At 39.9% G+C, this 19,719-nt stretch carries 15 protein-coding genes and 2 rRNA genes; 10 read left to right on the top strand and 7 right to left on the bottom strand.

Annotation, left to right across the window (positions count from 1 at the left end; all coding sequences use genetic code 11):
- Nucleotides 1-34 precede the first annotated feature (34 nt).
- From rplS to tyrA, 3 genes are all read left to right on the top strand, one after another.
- Complete coding sequence (gene rplS / locus ED622_RS19825) at nucleotides 35-388, top strand: 50S ribosomal protein L19 (RefSeq protein ID WP_122036733.1); 354 nt, start codon at nucleotides 35-37, stop codon at nucleotides 386-388.
- 213 nt (nucleotides 389-601) lie between these two features.
- Nucleotides 602-1,675 carry a 3-deoxy-7-phosphoheptulonate synthase gene (locus tag ED622_RS19830; protein WP_122036734.1) on the top strand — a complete coding sequence of 358 codons (1,074 nt, stop codon included), beginning with the start codon at nucleotides 602-604 and terminating at the stop codon, nucleotides 1,673-1,675.
- 6 nt (nucleotides 1,676-1,681) lie between these two features.
- Nucleotides 1,682-2,815 carry a bifunctional chorismate mutase/prephenate dehydrogenase gene (tyrA, locus tag ED622_RS19835; RefSeq protein WP_122036735.1) on the top strand — a complete coding sequence of 378 codons (1,134 nt, stop codon included), beginning with the start codon at nucleotides 1,682-1,684 and terminating at the stop codon, nucleotides 2,813-2,815.
- Nucleotides 2,816-2,893: 78 nt separating this feature from the next.
- On the opposite strand, the gene ED622_RS19840 is transcribed toward tyrA, so the two are convergent.
- The 3 genes from ED622_RS19840 to ettA form a co-directional block, all read right to left on the bottom strand.
- On the bottom strand, nucleotides 2,894-3,907 hold the full coding sequence (locus tag ED622_RS19840) for a M23 family metallopeptidase (RefSeq protein WP_122036736.1): 1,014 nt from the start codon (nucleotides 3,905-3,907) through the stop codon (nucleotides 2,894-2,896).
- Nucleotides 3,908-3,926: 19 nt separating this feature from the next.
- Nucleotides 3,927-4,289 (bottom strand): PilZ domain-containing protein, encoded by a 363-nt coding sequence (locus tag ED622_RS19845; RefSeq protein WP_122036737.1) that lies wholly within the window; start codon nucleotides 4,287-4,289, stop codon nucleotides 3,927-3,929.
- Nucleotides 4,290-4,406: 117 nt separating this feature from the next.
- A complete protein-coding gene (ettA, locus tag ED622_RS19850; protein ID WP_122036738.1) occupies nucleotides 4,407-6,074 on the bottom strand; it encodes an energy-dependent translational throttle protein EttA in 1,668 nt (555 codons plus the stop codon).
- Between the two features lie 187 nt (nucleotides 6,075-6,261).
- Here ettA and sltY point away from each other — a divergent pair, with 187 nt between their 5' ends.
- Entirely contained in the window at nucleotides 6,262-8,196 is a 1,935-nt protein-coding gene (sltY, locus tag ED622_RS19855; protein ID WP_122036760.1) for a murein transglycosylase, read from the top strand.
- 68 nt (nucleotides 8,197-8,264) lie between these two features.
- Nucleotides 8,265-8,591 carry a trp operon repressor gene (trpR, locus tag ED622_RS19860; RefSeq protein ID WP_122036739.1) on the top strand — a complete coding sequence of 109 codons (327 nt, stop codon included), beginning with the start codon at nucleotides 8,265-8,267 and terminating at the stop codon, nucleotides 8,589-8,591.
- Here trpR and yjjX read toward each other — a convergent pair.
- The 4 genes from yjjX to bamD all read right to left on the bottom strand — a co-directional run bounded on the left by yjjX (nucleotide 8,560) and on the right by bamD (nucleotide 11,834).
- On the bottom strand, nucleotides 8,560-9,072 hold the full coding sequence (yjjX, locus tag ED622_RS19865; protein ID WP_122036740.1) for an inosine/xanthosine triphosphatase: 513 nt from the start codon (nucleotides 9,070-9,072) through the stop codon (nucleotides 8,560-8,562). The two genes, trpR and yjjX, sit on opposite strands and share 32 nt — an antisense overlap.
- 11 nt (nucleotides 9,073-9,083) lie before the next feature.
- Nucleotides 9,084-10,262, bottom strand: a complete 1,179-nt coding sequence (gene pheA, locus ED622_RS19870) for a prephenate dehydratase (RefSeq protein ID WP_122036741.1) — start codon at nucleotides 10,260-10,262, stop codon at nucleotides 9,084-9,086.
- Nucleotides 10,263-10,382: 120 nt separating this feature from the next.
- Nucleotides 10,383-10,745: a ribosome hibernation-promoting factor, HPF/YfiA family gene (gene hpf, locus ED622_RS19875; protein WP_122036742.1), complete on the bottom strand. Its 363-nt coding sequence runs from the start codon at nucleotides 10,743-10,745 to the stop codon at nucleotides 10,383-10,385.
- 363 nt (nucleotides 10,746-11,108) lie between these two features.
- The gene (bamD, locus tag ED622_RS19880; RefSeq protein WP_122036743.1) at nucleotides 11,109-11,834 is read right to left on the bottom strand and encodes an outer membrane protein assembly factor BamD; all 726 of its coding nucleotides are present in this window, start codon (nucleotides 11,832-11,834) and stop codon (nucleotides 11,109-11,111) included.
- A gap of 161 nt (nucleotides 11,835-11,995) precedes the next feature.
- Here bamD and rluD point away from each other — a divergent pair, with 161 nt between their 5' ends.
- The 5 genes from rluD to ED622_RS19905 form a co-directional block, all read left to right on the top strand.
- Nucleotides 11,996-12,970: a 23S rRNA pseudouridine(1911/1915/1917) synthase RluD gene (rluD, locus tag ED622_RS19885; protein ID WP_122036744.1), complete on the top strand. Its 975-nt coding sequence runs from the start codon at nucleotides 11,996-11,998 to the stop codon at nucleotides 12,968-12,970.
- Nucleotides 12,971-12,972: 2 nt separating this feature from the next.
- The gene (pgeF, locus tag ED622_RS19890; RefSeq protein ID WP_122036745.1) at nucleotides 12,973-13,704 is read left to right on the top strand and encodes a peptidoglycan editing factor PgeF; all 732 of its coding nucleotides are present in this window, start codon (nucleotides 12,973-12,975) and stop codon (nucleotides 13,702-13,704) included.
- A gap of 95 nt (nucleotides 13,705-13,799) precedes the next feature.
- Complete coding sequence (gene clpB, locus ED622_RS19895; RefSeq protein WP_122036746.1) at nucleotides 13,800-16,385, top strand: ATP-dependent chaperone ClpB; 2,586 nt, start codon at nucleotides 13,800-13,802, stop codon at nucleotides 16,383-16,385.
- Between the two features lie 455 nt (nucleotides 16,386-16,840).
- A 16S ribosomal RNA gene (locus ED622_RS19900) occupies nucleotides 16,841-18,383 on the top strand.
- Between the two features lie 331 nt (nucleotides 18,384-18,714).
- Nucleotides 18,715-19,719 (top strand): 23S ribosomal RNA (locus ED622_RS19905); the annotation flags it as partial.

The following is a 19,719-nucleotide window of genomic DNA, read 5'->3' on the forward strand; positions in this document are numbered from 1 at the left end:
ATTTAGTATCAGTTTATTCTAGGATATACAAAAAATGAGCAACATCATTAAAGCAATTGAAGATGCGCAACTAAAGCAAGATCTACCTAAGTTTTCACCAGGTGATACTGTTGTAGTTCAAGTTAAAGTTAAAGAAGGTGACCGTGAGCGTCTACAGGCATTCGAAGGCGTTGTAATCGCTATTCGTAACCGTGGTCTTCACTCAGCGTTTACTGTACGTAAAATTTCTAACGGTGAAGGTGTTGAGCGTACGTTCCAAACTCACTCTCCAATCGTTAACAGCATTGAAGTTAAACGTCGCGGTGCAGTACGTCGTGCCAAGTTGTACTACCTGCGTGAGCGTTCTGGTAAATCAGCTCGTATTAAAGAGAAGCTGACTAAAAAGTAACGCACACGAGAATGTTTCTCAAATGTGCTATGAAGGTGTGCTGTTATCAGCGCACCTTTTTTTATATGTAAATTTAACTGTAAACTTTAATTTACAAAATAAATTATCGTATTTATTTTATTACAGTTAGTTGATTTTTATCTTATACCTGTTACATTAATTCTACTTGTCTAAAAAGACTATTAATGGAAATAAAAGTTTACAGGTGTAGAAATGAAAAAAAGCGAACTAAGCAATATCAATATCAGCGATGAACAAGTGCTGATCACACCACAAGAATTAAAAAATAAAATTCCACTAAGCGATAATGTTCGCCAATTTATTCAGCAATCTCGCCAAACTATTTCCAATATTATCCATAAAGCCGATCACCGCTTATTAATAGTATGTGGTCCATGCTCAATTCATGATATTGATGCAGCAAAAGAATACGCTAAGCGATTGAAAGTGATCTCTGAAGATCTTAAAGATCAATTGTATATTGTAATGCGTGTTTACTTTGAAAAACCAAGAACAACAGTCGGTTGGAAAGGTTTGATTAATGACCCTCATCTTGATGGCTCTTTTGATATAGAAGGTGGTCTGCATACAGCAAGACAGCTTTTAGTTGATTTAGCAGAGATGGAGATACCATTAGCGACTGAAGCTCTAGACCCAATTAGCCCACAATATATTGGTGATACATTTAGCTGGGCGGCTATTGGTGCTCGTACAACAGAATCACAAACACACCGTGAAATGGCGAGTGGCCTTTCTGTTCCTGTTGGTTTTAAAAACGGTACTGATGGTAGTTTATCGACTTCAATTAATGCGATGCAGGCTGCTGCTTCTAGTCACCGCTTTATGGGGATCAATAATGAAGGTCAAGTTGCATTACTAACAACGCAAGGTAATCCAAATGGCCATGTGATTCTACGTGGTGGTAAGCAAACAAACTATGATTCAGTCTCTGTCACTGAATGCGAAGAAGAGTTAGCGAAATCAGAGCTGGATGCTGCCTTGATGGTTGATTGCAGCCATGCTAATTCACGTAAAGATTACCGACGTCAGCCATTGGTCGCAGAAGACGTAATTCATCAAATTCGTGAAGGTAATAAATCGATTATTGGCTTAATGATTGAAAGCCATTTGAATGAAGGCAACCAACCTTCAGATATCCCATTATCAGAGATGAAATATGGGGTGTCTATCACGGATGCGTGTATCAATTGGGAATCAACTGAGGCACTATTACGCCATACTCATAAAGAATTAACTCCAGTATTGGAAGAGCGTTTAAAAGGATAAAACGAGATGGCGGTAGAACTCAATCACTTACGCGATCAAATAGATACAGTGGATAAGCAAATGCTGGATCTTTTGGCTCAACGACTGCATTTAGTTGAGCAAGTAGGTGAAGTAAAAAGTGCTCATGGATTACCTATTTACGATCCAAGTCGAGAAGCTGCAATGTTGGCATCGAGACGATTAGAAGCTGAGAAAAAAGGGGTGCCGCCCTCGTTAATTGAAGATATTTTGCGTCGCACAATGCGTGAATCTTACAGTAGTGAAAATGATTCAGGATTTAAGTGTTTAAAACCTGAATTAAGACCTATTGTTATTATTGGTGGTAATGGTCAACTTGGTGGCTTATTTGCCAAAATGTTTAAGCTATCTGGTTATGAAGTTCGTATTTTAGGTAGCCAGGATTGGAATAATGCAGAGACCATCTTAGATGGGACTGGAATGGTTGTCGTTACCGTCCCAATTAATTTAACTGTTGATGTTATTAATAAGTTATCTGGCTTAGCTGAAGATTGTATTCTATGTGATTTAACCTCGATAAAGAAAAAACCACTTCAAGCGATGATGGATATTCATAAAGGGCCTGTCGTTGGCTTACACCCTATGTTTGGTCCAGATGTACCTAGTTTAGCGAAACAAGTAATTGTTATGTGTGATGGGCGCAATAAAGAAAGTTATGCTTGGCTTAAACAGCAGTTTGAAATATGGGGTGCTATTGTTCGTGATATTTCAGCATCAGAACACGATCATGGTATGACTCTGATCCAAGCTTTACGTCACTTTACCTCTTTTGCATACGGTCAACATCTTGCGAAAGAAAACCCAGATATTGAACAGTTACTTAATCTAAGTTCACCAATCTATCGTTTAGAGCTATTGATGGTAGGCCGATTGTTTGCACAAGACCCTAATCTATATGCTGATATTATTCTTTCATCAGAAGAAAATATTGAAATGATAAAGCGCTTCCATCAACGATTTGGTGATGCAATTGCATTATTAGAAAATCATAATCGCGAAGGTTTTATTGATAACTTTAAAGAAGTTGAGCATTGGTTTGGTGATTATGCAGAGCAGTTTTTAATTGAAAGTAAGAGCTTACTTAGACAAGCGAATGATTCAATTCATAGAGAGCGAAGCTAGTTATACCATGCATTAATTTACGATTAACAAAAAAGGTGAGCATTTGCTCACCTTTTTTGTTTTAGTTAATTTATAGCATTATTGAGTTAACTTCGTCATTGATTGTTGTTCTGCTTTTACGGTATTAATTGCTTCTATTTGCTCAACGGTTGGTTTTTGAGTTAACTTTAATTGCAGTTTTACCATGTTATTCATGATTTCAACTAGCGGAGTCCATTTAACACTTCGTTCTTTTTCAAATAAGCTCTCAAAGCTCTCTGGGGTCCAGTCGATAAAAGATTGAGGGTTTAATACTCGACCTAAGAAGCGTACTTCATAATGAAGGTGTGGTCCTGTTGAATTACCTGTATTACCACAGGTCGCGATTAGGTCCCCTTTTTTTACAAATTGCCCTGAACGCACTTTAAATTTTTGTAAATGAGCGTACATGGTCATAAACCCAAAAGAGTGCTGAACCTTAAGTAAATTACCATAACCTTTCTTACTTGGTCGGGCGAGTTCAACAACGCCATCAGCTGGTGCATAAATTTCTGTACCACGCTTACAAGTAAGATCTTGCCCTAAATGTCGTTGTCTTTTGCCTGAAATAGGGTTTGTTCTTTTCCCAAAACTGGATGAATTTCGAATAAAATCTATAGGGGTATCGTTGGGTATTAAGCGAAACATGGTCGCTCTAACTGCAGAATCAATGGCTGCGACATCCAGTCGTTGTTCTAATGTCTTTTCAGATAATAGCGTATCTTCTTCAGAGATATCTTGTAATCCAAGTACTGATTCAACATCTTCAACTCGTTGGCTAATAACGATAAATTCATTTTCTTTGGCTTCAAGCTGTTGCGTTAATTCATAGTTGCTATCATTATTTTCAATAATAAGGTTGTTGAGAACCCCATTTTGTACTTGAAGTTGAGCGATTGCCAATTCAGATGCTTGTTGCTTTTGATAAAAATAATGCAGCCCAAAAGCACTTAGTGTAAATGAGCCAAGTCCCAATAAAAGAGATAAAATAACAAGGTTTTTCCGTTTTGGAGAAAGAGCAAAGAAGCGCGTTCCTTTACTATGAGAAACGGAAATACGAATTTTATCTGGCATAGGAATAAACTTATTTACTTTAGGTTAAGGTGGTTAACTCAGAGAGTTGGCGTAACAACATATCACTGTTGCCGACATTGAGTTCAATTAGGCGTTTAAGGTGGCTAATACTATCAATATCTATGTGGCTTATACAGAGTCTTAGCGTGTTATCTGTTCTATTTATCAGTTTGCATTCAGCACTGATATCAATATCACTATCATTTAGCGTAAATCGCACGTTAAATTCAGAGTTTTCTTTAATCCCTTCGTCATCTGCTAAATTGATAAGTAATCCATGCAGAGATAAATCAACCAAAGAGCCTTTCCATTGCTTATCATCTTGCTGAAGAGTGATGTTTGCTTGGTACACTACGCGTGAGAATTTGCGTCGTTCAATCATAATATGTTCCTTATATTATAAGTTTAATCTCTGAGTATGATATCTGGTTTGTTGTAAGTCTAATAAAAAGGCCGCTTTAATGCGGCCCTTATGATGAGTATCAAATAATCGTTATTACTATTTAGTCATACGCTTGTATTTAATACGATGTGGTTCAGCAGCTTGAGCGCCTAATGTCTTCTTAATCCAATCACTGTACTCAGTATAGTTACCTTCAAAGAAGTTCACTTTACCTTCATCGCGGTAATCAAGAATGTGAGTAGCGATACGGTCCAAGAACCAACGGTCATGCGAGATAACCATGGCACAACCAGGGAATTCTAGAAGAGCTTCTTCTAGTGCTCGTAATGTTTCAACATCTAGGTCATTGGTTGGCTCATCGAGTAACAGTACATTGCCGCCTGTTTTCAATAATTTAGCTAAATGAACACGGTTACGTTCACCACCAGAGAGATCACCAATGATTTTCTGTTGGTCATTTCCACGGAAGTTAAAGCGAGAACAGTACGCACGAGCTGGAATTTCGTAATTATTGATCTTGATGATCTCAGCGCCTTCAGAGATCTCTTGGTAAACCGTTTTTGTATTGTCCATACTGTCACGGAATTGATCAACAGAAGCAAGTTTAACTGTCTCACCCAAAACAATTGAGCCTGAATCCGCTTCTTCTGCGCCACTTAACATTTTGAATAGCGTTGATTTACCAGCACCATTGGCACCGATAATACCAACGATAGCGCCTTTTGGCATACTGAATGATAAGTCGTCAATCAGTACACGATCGCCAAATGATTTCGTTAAGTTAGTTACTTCAAGAACTTTATCACCTAAACGCTCGCCTGGCGGAATGAACAATTCGTTTGTTTCATTACGTTTTTGGTGATCGGTGTTTTGAAGTTCTTCAAATCGAGCCATACGAGCTTTTGATTTCGCTTGACGACCTTTAGGATTTTGACGAACCCACTCAAGCTCTTTTTCTATCGTTTTTTGACGAGCATTTTCTTTCGAAGATTCTTGTTTTAGACGGTCATCTTTTTGCTCTAGCCAAGACGTATAGTTACCTTCCCATGGAATACCTTCACCACGGTCAAGCTCTAAGATCCAACCAGCAGCATTATCTAGGAAATAACGGTCATGGGTAATTGCCACAACAGTACCTGAATAATCTACTAAGAAGTGCTCAAGCCACGCGACTGATTCTGCATCAAGGTGGTTGGTTGGTTCATCAAGAAGTAACATATCTGGTTTTTCAAGAAGAAGGCGACAGATAGCAACACGACGACGTTCACCACCAGATAGGAATTCAATTTTTGCATCCCACTCTGGAAGACGTAGTGCATCAGCAGCACGTTCTAAAGCGTTCTCTAGGTTGTGACCATCTTTTGCTTGGATAATCGCTTCAAGTTCACCTTGCTCTTTAGCAAGAGCATCAAAATCAGCATCTTCTTCAGCATAAGCAGCATAAACAGCATCTAATCGAGATAGCGCTCCAGCTACGTCAGAAACCGCTTCTTCAACGATTTCACGAACTGTTTTTGATTCATCGAGAACAGGTTCTTGCGGTAGATAGCCAATGTTCAATCCACTTTGTGGACGAGCTTCACCATCAATATCAGTATCTAGACCCGCCATAATGCGAAGTAGTGTTGATTTACCTGAGCCATTTAGGCCAAGAACACCGATTTTTGCACCAGGGAAGAAGCTAAGAGAAATGTCTTTCAGGATTTGTCTTTTAGGAGGAACAATTTTGCTCACTCGTGACATTGTATATACGTATTCAGCCATAATCACTTATTAGAGTAGGTTAACGGAAATATCATTTTACTATTTATGATACATAGTTTAACACTCATTCTTGTAGTTACTAGGGTAATATAAGTAAACTCAAAGAAGAATCAGATGGTAGTTTAACTCTGTCTTATATCAGTGCGCAGCTACAAAAAGGTTGGAAAGCTAGGTGTTTAAAAAATCAATGAAATATACACGACATAAATTAGGGATGATGGTGGCGTTGTGCGTTGGAATGAGTGTACATACAGCAGAAGCATTATCGATAGATGAATCACGAGCTCAATATCAAGAAGCAAAGGAGTTGCTAAAAGGTAAGGATTTAGAGCAATACAAAAAAATAAGAGAGAAGTTAGATGAGTATCCATTAGCTCCTTACTTAGATTATCGTGAATTACGAATGGATTTAAGCTCTAAAACTCCGGATGATATTCGTTTGTTCCGTCATGATAATCGCACGTTATCTATTGGTAACTCTCTTGATTATCAATACTTGGTTATTTTGGGGCTGAATGAACGCTGGGCTGATTTTATTGACTATTTTCCAAAGGAGCCGAGCAGTAAAAACCTACAGTGCTATTACTATCAAGCAAAAAATGAACTTGGTGATAAAAACCTAGCTTGGAAAGGTGCTGAAAAGTTATGGCTAACTGGAAGCTCTGTTACTTATGAGTGTGATGATTTATTTAAAGCATGGTCTGATGCGGGTAAATTGACCGATGACTTAATTATAGATCGAATGCTATTGGTTTATAAGGCTCGTAATAACAGTCTATTTTCTTATTTAGAAAAAATGCTTTCTTCTGAAAAAGCGAAAAAACAGGCAAAAGATATTGTTGAATTATTTAATGATCCTGATTTATTAGCTGAGTTCTCAAAGACAAATAAAGCCACAGATTTCACTAAACAGTTGACGCTGATTTCTATTGAGCGAGAAGCAAGAAAAAATCCTGAAAAAGCGATTGAGATGTTGCCTCAATTAGTAAAAAAACAGAAATTTAGTTCAATTGAACAGATTGCGATTAAGAAAAGAATTGTCAGTACTATTATGTCTACTAACTCTGAAAGCTTAGCGGCTTGGAGAGATGGTGAACTTGAACTAAATCCAGAAGACTCATTTGTTGAGCGTCGAATTCGTGTTGCTATCCGTGCTGCTGATTGGAATGATGTAGATAAGTGGATTGGTTATTTAAGCCCTGAAAGTAAAGCCTCATTACGTTGGCAGTTTTGGAAGGCTCGAATTGAAAGTGAAAATGGTGAGCAGGATAAAGCAGACGCTAGATTACAAAAATTGCTTGGCCAACGTAATTTTTATAGTGTGGCAGCAGCAAGTATCTTAGGTGAACCCATTCAATACCCAATGGATATCGCACCTAAAAATATTAAACCGGTAAAGGTGAAATATAAGGTTGAACTTGCTCGTATTAAAGAGTTGATTGCAATCGATGAGATCCCGACAGCGAAAAGTGAGTGGGAATACTTACTTAACCGAGCCTCTAAAAAAGAAGTGAAAGAGCTTGCTAGTTATGCCGCTCAACATCGTTGGCATCACTTTACTGTATTAGCAACGATTGAAGGAAGAATGTGGGGCTATTTAAGTCTACGTTTCCCTATTGCTCATCAGTGGTGGTTTGGCCATTACAGTAAAGAACTAGGGTTAGATAAAATAACCTTAATGTCTCTTTCTAGACAAGAGAGCGGCTTATATGCAGAAGCTCAATCTCCTGTTGGTGCTCGTGGTTTAATGCAAATTATGCCAGCAACGGCAAAATATACGGCTAAGAAAATTGATTACGACAGATATGAAGGGGTAAGTAGCCTAAATGATGTAGATGTAAATATTCATATTGGTTCAAACTATCTTAAAGGATTGATGGATGATTATGATGGAAACCGTATTTTTGCGTTAGCGGGTTACAATGCAGGCCCTCATCGAGTTAAGCGATGGAGAGCGGTTTCAAATGAAAAGTTAGATGCTTATGCCTTTATAGAAGCAATCCCATTTAAAGAAACGCGAGGTTACGTACAAAACATTTTGATGTTTGAAACTTACTACCGCAGTCTATTAGGGGAAAAAGGAAGTTTCTTATCGAAGAAAGAGCAGAATTTAGAGTATTAATTATTTCTGAATGATCATAAAGTAGGGGACTTAAGTGTCCCCTTTTTTATTAGTGTAATGAGGAATTTATGTCAGGATCAGCAAAATATTCAGATTGGTCACAAGTGATGGCATTAATAGCGAATGCCGCAGAGCAAGATAAGCATCAATCTTTATTAACCATGTTGATGACGCCTGATGAGCGTGAAGCATTGATTGCACGAGTTAATATTTGTCATGAATTATTACAAGGGGATTTAAGTCAAAGACAGATTAGTCAATTATTAGGGGTGGGCATTGCAACCATCACTCGAGGCTCAAATGAATTAAAAAGCCATACTCATGATGAAAAGGCATGGCTTATGGAGTTACTTCAAAAGAGTGCTAAAAGCGTTCAGGATGAAGAAAAGGAATAAGAGCAAGAATTAACGCTTGTTGATAAACAGAGCTTCTCGTTAATAGGTTATTGGTTAATAAGCCAATAGCCCCACCTTTTTGTTTAATATTATCGGTATTAAATTGTTCATCCATCACATCCCCAAGCTCTTTTCCTTGGTTAACTGCTGTAATTACCGCTGGAGGAAGGGGTAAACTTGATGATCGTGATTCCCCCACTTTTTCTCCATTATCAATAATCATCCAAGCAAAAGTTGAATTCTTTTCGATCCCTGCTTCTAATCCAACATAGAAACTGGCATCTGGAGATTGTGCTTTGGCGTTATTTACTCTGTTGATCGCCCCTTGTTTTGTTTCGATACAGCTCATTGGTTGATCTGGCACACCACTGTCGACAGATATTCCAGTAAAGTTAAACATTGTATTTGGAAACGCTTGATTAAACGCAGTCTTCACCGCGTTAATTTTTGCAGGGTTTAATGAAGCAATAATAACATTCATACAATAGCCTGTTATTGAGTTAAAGGTATCGTTGTCGGCGTCACATTTTCAATAGGGTAGCAACCAAGAACCTTAAGATATTGAGTAATCGAAGTGAGTTCTTCAATAGCTGCACTCATCGCTTCTGATTTTAAATGTGCTTGTAAATCAATATAGAACATCTCTTCCCAAGGGTTTCCCATAATAGGGCGAGATTCTAATTTCGTCATATTAATACCGTATTTACGTAATACTAATAACGATTCTACTAATGAACCTGCATCTTGAGAGGTTGATACTATTAGGGTGGTCTTTGCTGGTATTTGTTCTGACACATCAACAGGCTTTCTTGCCACAACAATAAAGCGAGTTTGATTCTCTGTTTGGTTTGAGATGTTAGTAATTAAGGATTGAAGTCCATACAGTTTACCACTGTCAGAGTTTCCGATTGCTGCTACTTCTGGTGAGTTTAGTTCTTTTACCGTAATCATGGCATCAGCAGTGCTTGCGCAAGAGATAAGCTCTACATTATCTAAACGGTTCAAAAACTCACTGCATTGTTCATGTGGCTGTGGATGAGAATATAAGGTTTTAATTGATTCAAGAGACGTTTCTGTGGTGGTTAGTAAGCAGTGATCAATCTGCTGAGTTAGTTCTCCCACAATGTATAAGCTTGTGTGCTGTAGTAAATCGTAAACTTGGTTGATAGAGCCTGAACTTGTATTTTCAATCGGTAACACACCGTAATCAGCGTGGCCAGACTCTACCGTTTTAATCACTTCTCTAAAGTTTTCACAACCTAGCTCAGCCAACTCAATATTTTTCTTACTGAAATAGCGACGGCTTGCTAAGTTTGAGTAAGAGCCTTTTGAGCCAAGATAAGCCACTCTTGCGATGGGTTTTCGACTTAATTCAGGGTTAGCGAGGTTTTGAAAGTATTCTTGTTGTAATAAAACAGAATCTTCAATAATGGTGTGAAATAACTGAGTAATGTAATAAGCATCAAGGTCGAATGCTTTGCCATTTTCAATTAATTTTACAAGTAATTGTTGTTCACGTTTTGGATCTCGAACTGGTTTCGCGGTTTGGACTTTGCTTTTAGCAACTTCAAGACTGAGTTTACGACGTTCAGAAAAAAGCGTTAATAGTTCATTATCAAGTTCATTAAGGCGTAAACGGATCTCATCCAGAGAATAGCGGGTATCAGTCATGAATATGCAAACCTAGTAAATTAAGAGTTAATTCACAATAAGGAATCGATAAGTTTGCGTCAAGAAAAAACAGCGCTCAAATGAGCGCTGTTTCAGAAAACGTTTGAGTTGACGATTTAATTACTGTTCGTATTCCTCTTCTAGGTCAACTTCTGGCTCTTCGACTACAGGTGCTTGAGCATGTGTTGCTCGACGAGCTTCGCCTTTATGTTGTAGCTTATCTAGTTGGCGTTCTAGTTTTTGGTACATCTCTCTAATTGCACCAAATAGGTCTTCTTGCTCTGCTGATGCTGCAACTTTACCACCAGCGATAGTCGCCTGTGCTTCTACCTTGTGTTTACCATTTGCGCGTTTCGTAACGCTAGCGTGACGGCCAATAATGTCTAGATTTCTTTTTTCTTCTAGTTTTTTAAATTTCCCTTCAATACGTTCACGGATGCCTGGAGTGATGTCGATGTTGTTACCAGTGATTTCTACTTTCATATGATTTTCCTCTCTCTTGCCCCGTTTGGCATGTATTCAGATTACGGATCCAGCAGTAAAATAAAGTGATCTAGATCACTATTTTTAATAGTGTCCGTAATTAGATATGTTGATGTGATCTCAAACAAACCCTGAGAATTTTTTTTGAAAAAAAACTTGATGAATTGCCTAAAATAGGTAAATTGGAAGGGTTGATTACTGAAAACATTCGTTTTTAGGGACTGAGTTCAACCTACTGTTTTTTAATGGTTATTTTTTAATCTTCCATATTTTGTGAGTTTGAACAGCCTTTATATAAATATCAGATATAAAAAAGCCGTGCCTTAATGATAAGGCACGGCTTTTATTGTTTTGACTGAAAATTTATTCTGGATTCAATGCAATAAGTTCTTCTGTTCGAGCGATAGCATCTTCTAATTTCAATTCTTTATATGCAGCTAACATAATCGTTAGTGATTTTCTTGCGGCTTCAGTATCTGGATACGTTCGTTGTAATTCTTGGCTACGATTGATCGCTGAAATCCACGCTTCACGGCGCAGATAAAAATCAGCCGTTGCTAATTCATAATCAGCTAAGCGATTTTTTAAAGCAAACATGCGAGTTTGAGCATCTTCGGCATATAAACTATCTGGGTAACGATCTAGTAAGCGTTTAAAGTCTTTAAATGCTGAACGTGCAGGTTCAGGATCTCGATCTGAGCGATCGACTCTAAATAGATCGTGCATAAAGCTACGGTCTTGAGCCATATGTGTTAGGCCACGCATATATAAAACCCAATCTGCTTTTGGGTGCGTTGGGTTTAAGCGATTAAAACGTTCAATGGTCGCTAAGCCCAATGCAAGATCGTCATTTTTGTAATATACGTAAATTAGATCAAGTTGAACCTGCTCTGAGTAAGCACCAAAAGGGTAACGAGAATCGAGTGCTTCAAGGCGTTCAATTGCACTTGTCCAATTACCAGCCTGTAAAGATACTTGAGCCTGAGAATATAATTCTGATGGTGGGATATCAGGGATAACATCATCACTGCTTGAGCAACCAACCAGCAAAGATACGGCTAATAATGAAGAAAGGGTTAAGCGTTTCATGCTTGAAAATGATCCTTGACTAAAAAAACTGAAGTTATCCATTACGAAATGCGTCGTTAACAGATACAATGGTCGATAGTTTATTTCACTTACAGTGTTGATGATACCAAATATGATGTATTTGTTTGGTATTAGTACCACTAATTTAAAAAAAGTTCGATATGGCACAACAAATAGAGTTAACAAGTACAGTAAAAGAAAGTCAACTAGGTCAGCGTTTAGATCAAGCTGCAGCCGAGTTGTTTTCAGATTTCTCTCGTTCACGCATCAAAGAGTGGGTGTTAGCGGGTCAGATTTCTGTTAATGGTGAAGTTATTACTAAAGCACGTCTGAAAATGATGGGCGGTGAAGTAATTTCAGTTAAAGCTGAATTGGAAGATGAGCAGCGTTGGTTAGCTCAAGATATTCCTCTTGATATTGTTTATGAAGATGACGATTTATTGGTAATTAATAAGCCTCGTGACTTCGTAGTACATCCTGGTGCTGGTACACCGGATAAAACGGTACTAAATGCATTATTATTCCATTACCCAAGTATTGCAGAAGTGCCTCGTGCAGGTATCGTGCACCGTCTAGATAAAGACACTACAGGTTTAATGGTAGTAGCGAAAACAGTACCGGCTCAAACACGTTTAGTTCGTGCGCTTCAAAAGCGTAAGATCACTCGTGAATATGAAGCGGTAGTATTAGGTCGTATGACGGCTGGCGGCATGATTGAAAAACCAATTGGACGTCACCCTCAAAAACGTACACTAATGGCTGTACATGAATTAGGTAAAGATGCCGTAACACACTATCGTGTTGCTGAGCATTTCCGCATTCATACACGCCTACGTTTACGTCTTGAAACGGGTCGTACTCACCAAATCCGTGTTCATATGTCATTCCTTCAACATCCATTAGTAGGTGATACTGCTTACGGTGGTCGTGCTCGTATCCCTAAAGGTGCGTCACAAGAATTGATTGATATGATCCGTGGTTTTGATCGTCAGGCTCTTCATGCTGCGATGTTACGTTTTGATCATCCAATTACAGGTGAAGTCATGGAATTCCATGCGCCAATCCCTGATGACATGGTTGCTCTATCTCAAGCTTTACGTGACGATGAACGTCTATTGCATGAGGACGAGTATTAAAAATGTCACTATTGTTACCAGAATGGTCTGCTCCTAAAAATATTAACGTAGTTAGTACGACTCGGTTAGATGGTGTTTCTAAAGCCCCATTTTCGAGTTTAAATTTAGGTGATCATGTTGGTGACAATCACAATGATGTTGTGCTCAATCGTGAAAAACTGATTACGTTGGCGCAGTTACCTACTGCGCCAACGTGGTTAAATCAAATACATTCAACCATAGTACTCACTCTTCCTTATACTGATTCAGAAAGTATTCCGTCTGCTGATGCCGCTTATACAAATCAAGCGAATCAAGTCTGTTGTGTTATGACTGCTGATTGTTTACCTGTTGTGATTTGTAATAAAGAAGGGACTGAAGTCGCAGCTGCTCATGCCGGTTGGCGTGGTCTTCTTGATGGTGTGCTTGAAAATACGATTCAACATTTTACTTCAAATGAGCTTATTGCATGGTGTGGTCCAGCGATTGGCCCTGATGCGTTTGAAGTTGGTGAGGAAGTAAAAGCTTTATTTTGTGAAAAAGATCCTGAAGCGTCAAAGGCATTTAAACCGAGCCAAAATTCAGGGAAATGGCTAGCGAATTTAGAATTACTAGCTACGCAGCGTTTATACAATGCTGGGGTTAAAGAGATTCATTACTCGAACCTTTGCACTTACTCAAATACAGAACAATTTTTTTCTTATCGAAAAGAGGGAGATACAGGGCGTCAAGCTACCCTTATTTGGTTTGAATAATCCGCTTTAATTCAGTTCACCTCAGTTGATTTCTAAAACAATAAACCCCATCTAAGATGTAATAGTTAGTTACTTTTCTTCTGTAGGAGAGGGTTATGCGTTTAGACCGGTTTACCAGTAAATTTCAAATCGCTATTTCAGATGCTCAATCATTAGCATTAGGTCAAGATCATCAATATATCGAGCCAACTCATCTTATGGTTGCGCTGTTAAATCAAGATGGCAGTACAATTAGGCCATTATTAACACTTCTCAATATTGATGTAGCTCAACTTCGTTCAAAGCTTTCTGAAATTTTAGATAAAGCACCGAAAGTCACCGGTATTGGTGGTGATGTTCAACTCTCATCGAACATGGGCGTTATTTTTAATTTGTGTGACAAAATTGCACAAAAACGAAAAGATGCTTATATCTCTTCTGAAATATTTCTTCTTGCTGCTATCGAAGATAAAGGGCCATTAGGCAACTTATTGAGAGAGTTAGGCTTAACGGAACAAAAAATCGCGAAATCTATCGATGAGATCCGTGGTGGTGAAAAAGTTAATGATCAAAATGCAGAAGAAAAACGCCAAGCACTCGAAAAATTTACGGTAGACCTTACTGAGAAAGCTGAGCAGGGGAAATTAGATCCTGTTATTGGTCGTGATGATGAAATTCGCCGTACCATTCAAGTGCTTCAAAGACGTACTAAAAATAACCCCGTAATTATTGGCCAACCAGGTGTGGGTAAAACGGCAATAGTAGAAGGACTAGCCCAGCGTATAATTAATGGGGAAGTGCCTGAAGGCTTGAAAAATAAGCGCGTATTGTCTCTCGATATTGGTGCGTTAGTTGCCGGCGCTAAATTTCGAGGTGAGTTTGAAGAGCGATTAAAAGCGGTCTTGAATGAGCTATCTAAAGAAGAAGGTAGCGTAATCCTATTCATTGATGAAGTTCATACCATGGTTGGTGCCGGTAAAGGTGAAGGCTCGATGGATGCCGGTAATATGCTTAAGCCTGCGCTTGCTCGTGGCGAATTACACTGCGTCGGTGCGACAACGTTGGATGAATACAGAAAATACATAGAGAAAGATCCCGCGTTAGAGAGACGATTCCAAAAGGTATTGGTTGATGAACCAACCGTAGAAGATACGATTGCTATTTTACGTGGCTTGAAAGAGCGTTATGAGATCCATCATCATGTTGAAATAACCGATCCTGCGATAGTGGCTGCAGCGACACTCTCTCATCGTTATATTTCTGATAGACAGCTGCCTGATAAAGCCATTGATTTAATTGATGAAGCAGCATCAAGTATCAGAATGGAAATCGACTCAAAGCCAGAATCATTAGATAAATTGGATCGTAAAATTATCCAATTAAAAATAGAGCAGCAAGCTTTAGTTAAAGAAAGCGATGATGCAAGTTTAAAACGCTTAGACTCTTTAAATCTGGAATTAAGAGAAAAAGAGCGTGATTACGCTGAACTAGAAGAAGTCTGGAAAGCCGAAAAAGCGGCATTGTCAGGGACACAGCATATAAAAACAGAGTTAGAAACGGCTCGAAGTAATATGGATATTGCGCGACGTGCTGGTGATTTAAACCGTATGTCAGAACTGCAATATGGCCGAATTCCAGAATTAGAAAAACAATTAGATCTTGCTGCACAAGCTGAAATGCAAGAAATGAGTTTATTAAAGAATAAAGTTACCGACAGTGAAATCGCTGAAGTTCTTTCTCGTCAAACAGGTATTCCTGTGAATAAAATGCTTGAGGGAGAAAGAGATAAACTGTTGAAGATGGAAAGTGAATTACATAAACGAGTGATAGGACAAGCAGAAGCGGTTGAAGCAGTATCGAATGCCATTCGACGTAGTAGAGCGGGGCTGTCTGATCCTAATCGCCCAATTGGTTCTTTTTTATTCTTGGGGCCAACAGGTGTTGGTAAAACGGAATTATGTAAATCTTTAGCAAACTTTATGTTTGACAGTGAAGATGCGATGGTTCGAATTGATATGTCTGAGTTTATGGAGAAACATTCAGTCGCTAGGTTAGTCGGTGCGCCTCCTGGTTACGTTGGTTATGAAGAGGGCGGTTACTTAACTGAAGCAGTTAGACGTAAGCCTTATTCTGTTCTATTGCTTGATGAAGTTGAAAAAGCACATCCAGATGTATTTAATATTCTTCTTCAGGTATTAGATGACGGCAGGCTTACCGATGGTCAGGGAAGAACGGTAGATTTTAAAAATACCGTTATCATTATGACGTCGAATTTAGGCTCAGAAAAAATTCAGCAACATTTTGGTGAATTAGATTATAACGGCATAAAAGATCTGGTGATGGAAGTGGTGGGTCAGCACTTTAGACCAGAGTTTTTAAACCGAGTCGATGAAACCGTTGTTTTCCACCCGTTAGGCCAAGAGCATATTAAGAACATTGCATCTATTCAGCTGCAACGTTTGGAAAAACGATTAAATGAAAAAGACTATCAATTAGAGATATCAACTGAAGCTCTAGATTTAATCGCAGAAGCAGGGTTTGATCCTGTTTATGGCGCAAGACCATTAAAACGCGCGATTCAGACTTATATAGAGAATCCGTTAGCCCAAGATATTTTAAGTGGCAAATTAAGAACAGGTGAAGTGATTAAGCTAAAGGTGAAAGATAATCAGCTAATTACCACTCAAAACGACGACTTTTGATGGGTAAATAAGCGAGTTGAGTTAATTTTAATCACTTAAACTGTTTTTTGGTTATTTTACTAAAAAACAGTTGCATGAAACTAAAGACTCTCTATAATGCCGCCTCACTGACACGGAACAGATGAGTCAAATCGAAGTTCAATGTTTAGTGAGGTTGTTTTAATTATTTATTAAGTTAAGTGCTTGACACTTAATATTAAGTGAGTATTATAACCGTCCGCTTCAAGGGAAAGCCGAAAGGCTTCAAAACTTGAAGTTTGCTCTTTAAAAATTTGAAACCTATTAATCTGTGTGGGCACTTGTGAGTTGATAATCACTAGTTTGCTTTTACTTTTCGAAGTGAATTCAAACAAAATAATCAATGAACTGAGTGACTACACAAAATTACTTTTATGTAACAATCAGTATTAATCATTGAGCCGGTTTTGTTTCTGCTGAAACAAACCAAAAAACTTTAATTGAAGAGTTTGATCATGGCTCAGATTGAACGCTGGCGGCAGGCCTAACACATGCAAGTCGAGCGGTAACAGAAATTAGCTTGCTAATTTGCTGACGAGCGGCGGACGGGTGAGTAATGCCTGGGAATATGCCTTGATGTGGGGGATAACTATTGGAAACGATAGCTAATACCGCATAATGTCTTCGGACCAAAGAGGGGGATCTTCGGACCTCTCGCGTCAAGATTAGCCCAGGTGAGATTAGCTAGTTGGTGGGGTAAGAGCTCACCAAGGCGACGATCTCTAGCTGGTCTGAGAGGATGATCAGCCACACTGGAACTGAGACACGGTCCAGACTCCTACGGGAGGCAGCAGTGGGGAATATTGCACAATGGGCGAAAGCCTGATGCAGCCATGCCGCGTGTATGAAGAAGGCCTTCGGGTTGTAAAGTACTTTCAGTCGTGAGGAAGGGTGTGTAGTTAATAGCTGCAYATCTTGACGTTAGCGACAGAAGAAGCACCGGCTAACTCCGTGCCAGCAGCCGCGGTAATACGGAGGGTGCGAGCGTTAATCGGAATTACTGGGCGTAAAGCGCATGCAGGTGGTTCATTAAGTCAGATGTGAAAGCCCGGGGCTCAACCTCGGAACCGCATTTGAAACTGGTGAACTAGAGTGCTGTAGAGGGGGGTAGAATTTCAGGTGTAGCGGTGAAATGCGTAGAGATCTGAAGGAATACCAGTGGCGAAGGCGGCCCCCTGGACAGACACTGACACTCAGATGCGAAAGCGTGGGGAGCAAACAGGATTAGATACCCTGGTAGTCCACGCCGTAAACGATGTCTACTTGGAGGTTGTGGCCTTGAGCCGTGGCTTTCGGAGCTAACGCGTTAAGTAGACCGCCTGGGGAGTACGGTCGCAAGATTAAAACTCAAATGAATTGACGGGGGCCCGCACAAGCGGTGGAGCATGTGGTTTAATTCGATGCAACGCGAAGAACCTTACCTACTCTTGACATCYACAGAAKWSRCYAGAGATRGACTTGTGCCTTCGGGAACTGTRAGACAGGTGCTGCATGGCTGTCGTCAGCTCGTGTTGTGAAATGTTGGGTTAAGTCCCGCAACGAGCGCAACCCTTATCCTTGTTTGCCAGCACGTAATGGTGGGAACTCCAGGGAGACTGCCGGTGATAAACCGGAGGAAGGTGGGGACGACGTCAAGTCATCATGGCCCTTACGAGTAGGGCTACACACGTGCTACAATGGCGCATACAGAGGGCTGCAAGCTAGCGATAGTGAGCGAATCCCAAAAAGTGCGTCGTAGTCCGGATCGGAGTCTGCAACTCGACTCCGTGAAGTCGGAATCGCTAGTAATCGTGAATCAGAATGTCACGGTGAATACGTTCCCGGGCCTTGTACACACCGCCCGTCACACCATGGGAGTGGGCTGCAAAAGAAGTGGGTAGTTTAACCTTCGGGAGGACGCTCACCACTTTGTGGTTCATGACTGGGGTGAAGTCGTAACAAGGTAGCCCTAGGGGAACCTGGGGCTGGATCACCTCCTTAAACGATAGATTGCGATTTATGAGTGTTCACACAGATTGATTAGGTTTTAATAAGTTGAAGTGACAGAGCTTTAATTAATGATTTCGATTATTGATTAAAGCTTTTTGCTTTAAGCTCTTTAACAATTTGGAAAGCTGACTGATTTAACTAACTTACGAGTTAGATAAATCAAAATTTAAAAGTTCTTAATATCTTTTGTTTATCTTTTAGATAAACAAATTAAAAACACATTCAAGTGTTCTTGTATTTTGAATCCGGCGAAAAACCAGAACTCGCAATGACGAGTTCAACCTTGGTTGTTTATGCCATACGAAACCTCTTGGGGTTGTATGGTTAAGTGACTAAGCGTACACGGTGGATGCCTTGGCAGTCAGAGGCGATGAAAGACGTATTAACTTGCGATAAGCGTAGATTAGGTAGTAAAAACCATTTGAGTCTACGATTTCTGAATGGGGAAACCCACTAGCATAAGCTAGTATCGCTGCGTGAATACATAGCGCAGCGAGGCAAACCGGGAGAACTGAAACATCTAAGTACCCCGAGGAAGAGAAATCAACCGAGATCCCGAAAGTAGCGGCGAGCGAAATTGGGTTAGCCCTTAAGCTTTTAATGAGACAGGTGAAGGCTCTGGAAAGTGCCGCGATACAAGGTGATAGCCCTGTAACCGACATCTCATCATCAGTGAAAACGAGTAAGGCGGGACACGTGATATCCTGTCTGAATATGGGGGGACCATCCTCCAAGGCTAAATACTACTGACTGACCGATAGTGAACCAGTACCGTGAGGGAAAGGCGAAAAGAACCCCTGTGAGGGGAGTGAAATAGAACCTGAAACCGTGTACGTACAAGCAGTAGGAGCATACTTGTTATGTGACTGCGTACCTTTTGTATAATGGGTCAGCGACTTATATTCAGTGGCAAGGTTAACCGTTTAGGGGAGCCGTAGGGAAACCGAGTCTTAACTGGGCGTTCAGTCTCTGGATATAGACCCGAAACCAAGTGATCTAGCCATGGGCAGGTTGAAGGTTGAGTAACATCAACTGGAGGACCGAACCGACTAATGTTGAAAAATTAGCGGATGACTTGTGGCTAGGGGTGAAAGGCCAATCAAACTTGGAGATAGCTGGTTCTCCCCGAAATCTATTTAGGTAGAGCCTCGGACGAATACTACTGGGGGTAGAGCACTGTTAAGGCTAGGGGGTCATCCCGACTTACCAACCCTTTGCAAACTCCGAATACCAGTAAGTACTATCCGGGAGACACACGGCGGGTGCTAACGTCCGTCGTGGAGAGGGAAACAACCCAGACCGCCAGCTAAGGTCCCAAAGTTATAGC

Source organism: Aliivibrio sp. EL58 (assembly GCF_900312675.1).
Taxonomy (GTDB): Bacteria; Pseudomonadota; Gammaproteobacteria; order Enterobacterales; family Vibrionaceae; genus Aliivibrio.

Bases quoted from the DNA above. Each gene is read 5' to 3' on its own strand.
- rplS (WP_122036733.1), top strand. From the start codon at position 35: ATGAGCAACATCATTAAAGCAATTGAAGATGCGCAACTAAAGCAAGAT.
- ED622_RS19830 (WP_122036734.1), top strand. From the start codon at position 602: ATGAAAAAAAGCGAACTAAGCAATATCAATATCAGCGATGAACAAGTG.
- tyrA (WP_122036735.1), top strand. From the start codon at position 1,682: ATGGCGGTAGAACTCAATCACTTACGCGATCAAATAGATACAGTGGAT.
- ED622_RS19840 (WP_122036736.1), bottom strand. From the start codon at position 3,907: ATGCCAGATAAAATTCGTATTTCCGTTTCTCATAGTAAAGGAACGCGC.
- ED622_RS19845 (WP_122036737.1), bottom strand. From the start codon at position 4,289: ATGATTGAACGACGCAAATTCTCACGCGTAGTGTACCAAGCAAACATC.
- ettA (WP_122036738.1), bottom strand. From the start codon at position 6,074: ATGGCTGAATACGTATATACAATGTCACGAGTGAGCAAAATTGTTCCT.
- sltY (WP_122036760.1), top strand. From the start codon at position 6,262: ATGAAATATACACGACATAAATTAGGGATGATGGTGGCGTTGTGCGTT.
- trpR (WP_122036739.1), top strand. From the start codon at position 8,265: ATGTCAGGATCAGCAAAATATTCAGATTGGTCACAAGTGATGGCATTA.
- yjjX (WP_122036740.1), bottom strand. From the start codon at position 9,072: ATGAATGTTATTATTGCTTCATTAAACCCTGCAAAAATTAACGCGGTG.
- pheA (WP_122036741.1), bottom strand. From the start codon at position 10,262: ATGACTGATACCCGCTATTCTCTGGATGAGATCCGTTTACGCCTTAAT.
- hpf (WP_122036742.1), bottom strand. From the start codon at position 10,745: ATGAAAGTAGAAATCACTGGTAACAACATCGACATCACTCCAGGCATC.
- bamD (WP_122036743.1), bottom strand. From the start codon at position 11,834: ATGAAACGCTTAACCCTTTCTTCATTATTAGCCGTATCTTTGCTGGTT.
- rluD (WP_122036744.1), top strand. From the start codon at position 11,996: ATGGCACAACAAATAGAGTTAACAAGTACAGTAAAAGAAAGTCAACTA.
- pgeF (WP_122036745.1), top strand. From the start codon at position 12,973: ATGTCACTATTGTTACCAGAATGGTCTGCTCCTAAAAATATTAACGTA.
- clpB (WP_122036746.1), top strand. From the start codon at position 13,800: ATGCGTTTAGACCGGTTTACCAGTAAATTTCAAATCGCTATTTCAGAT.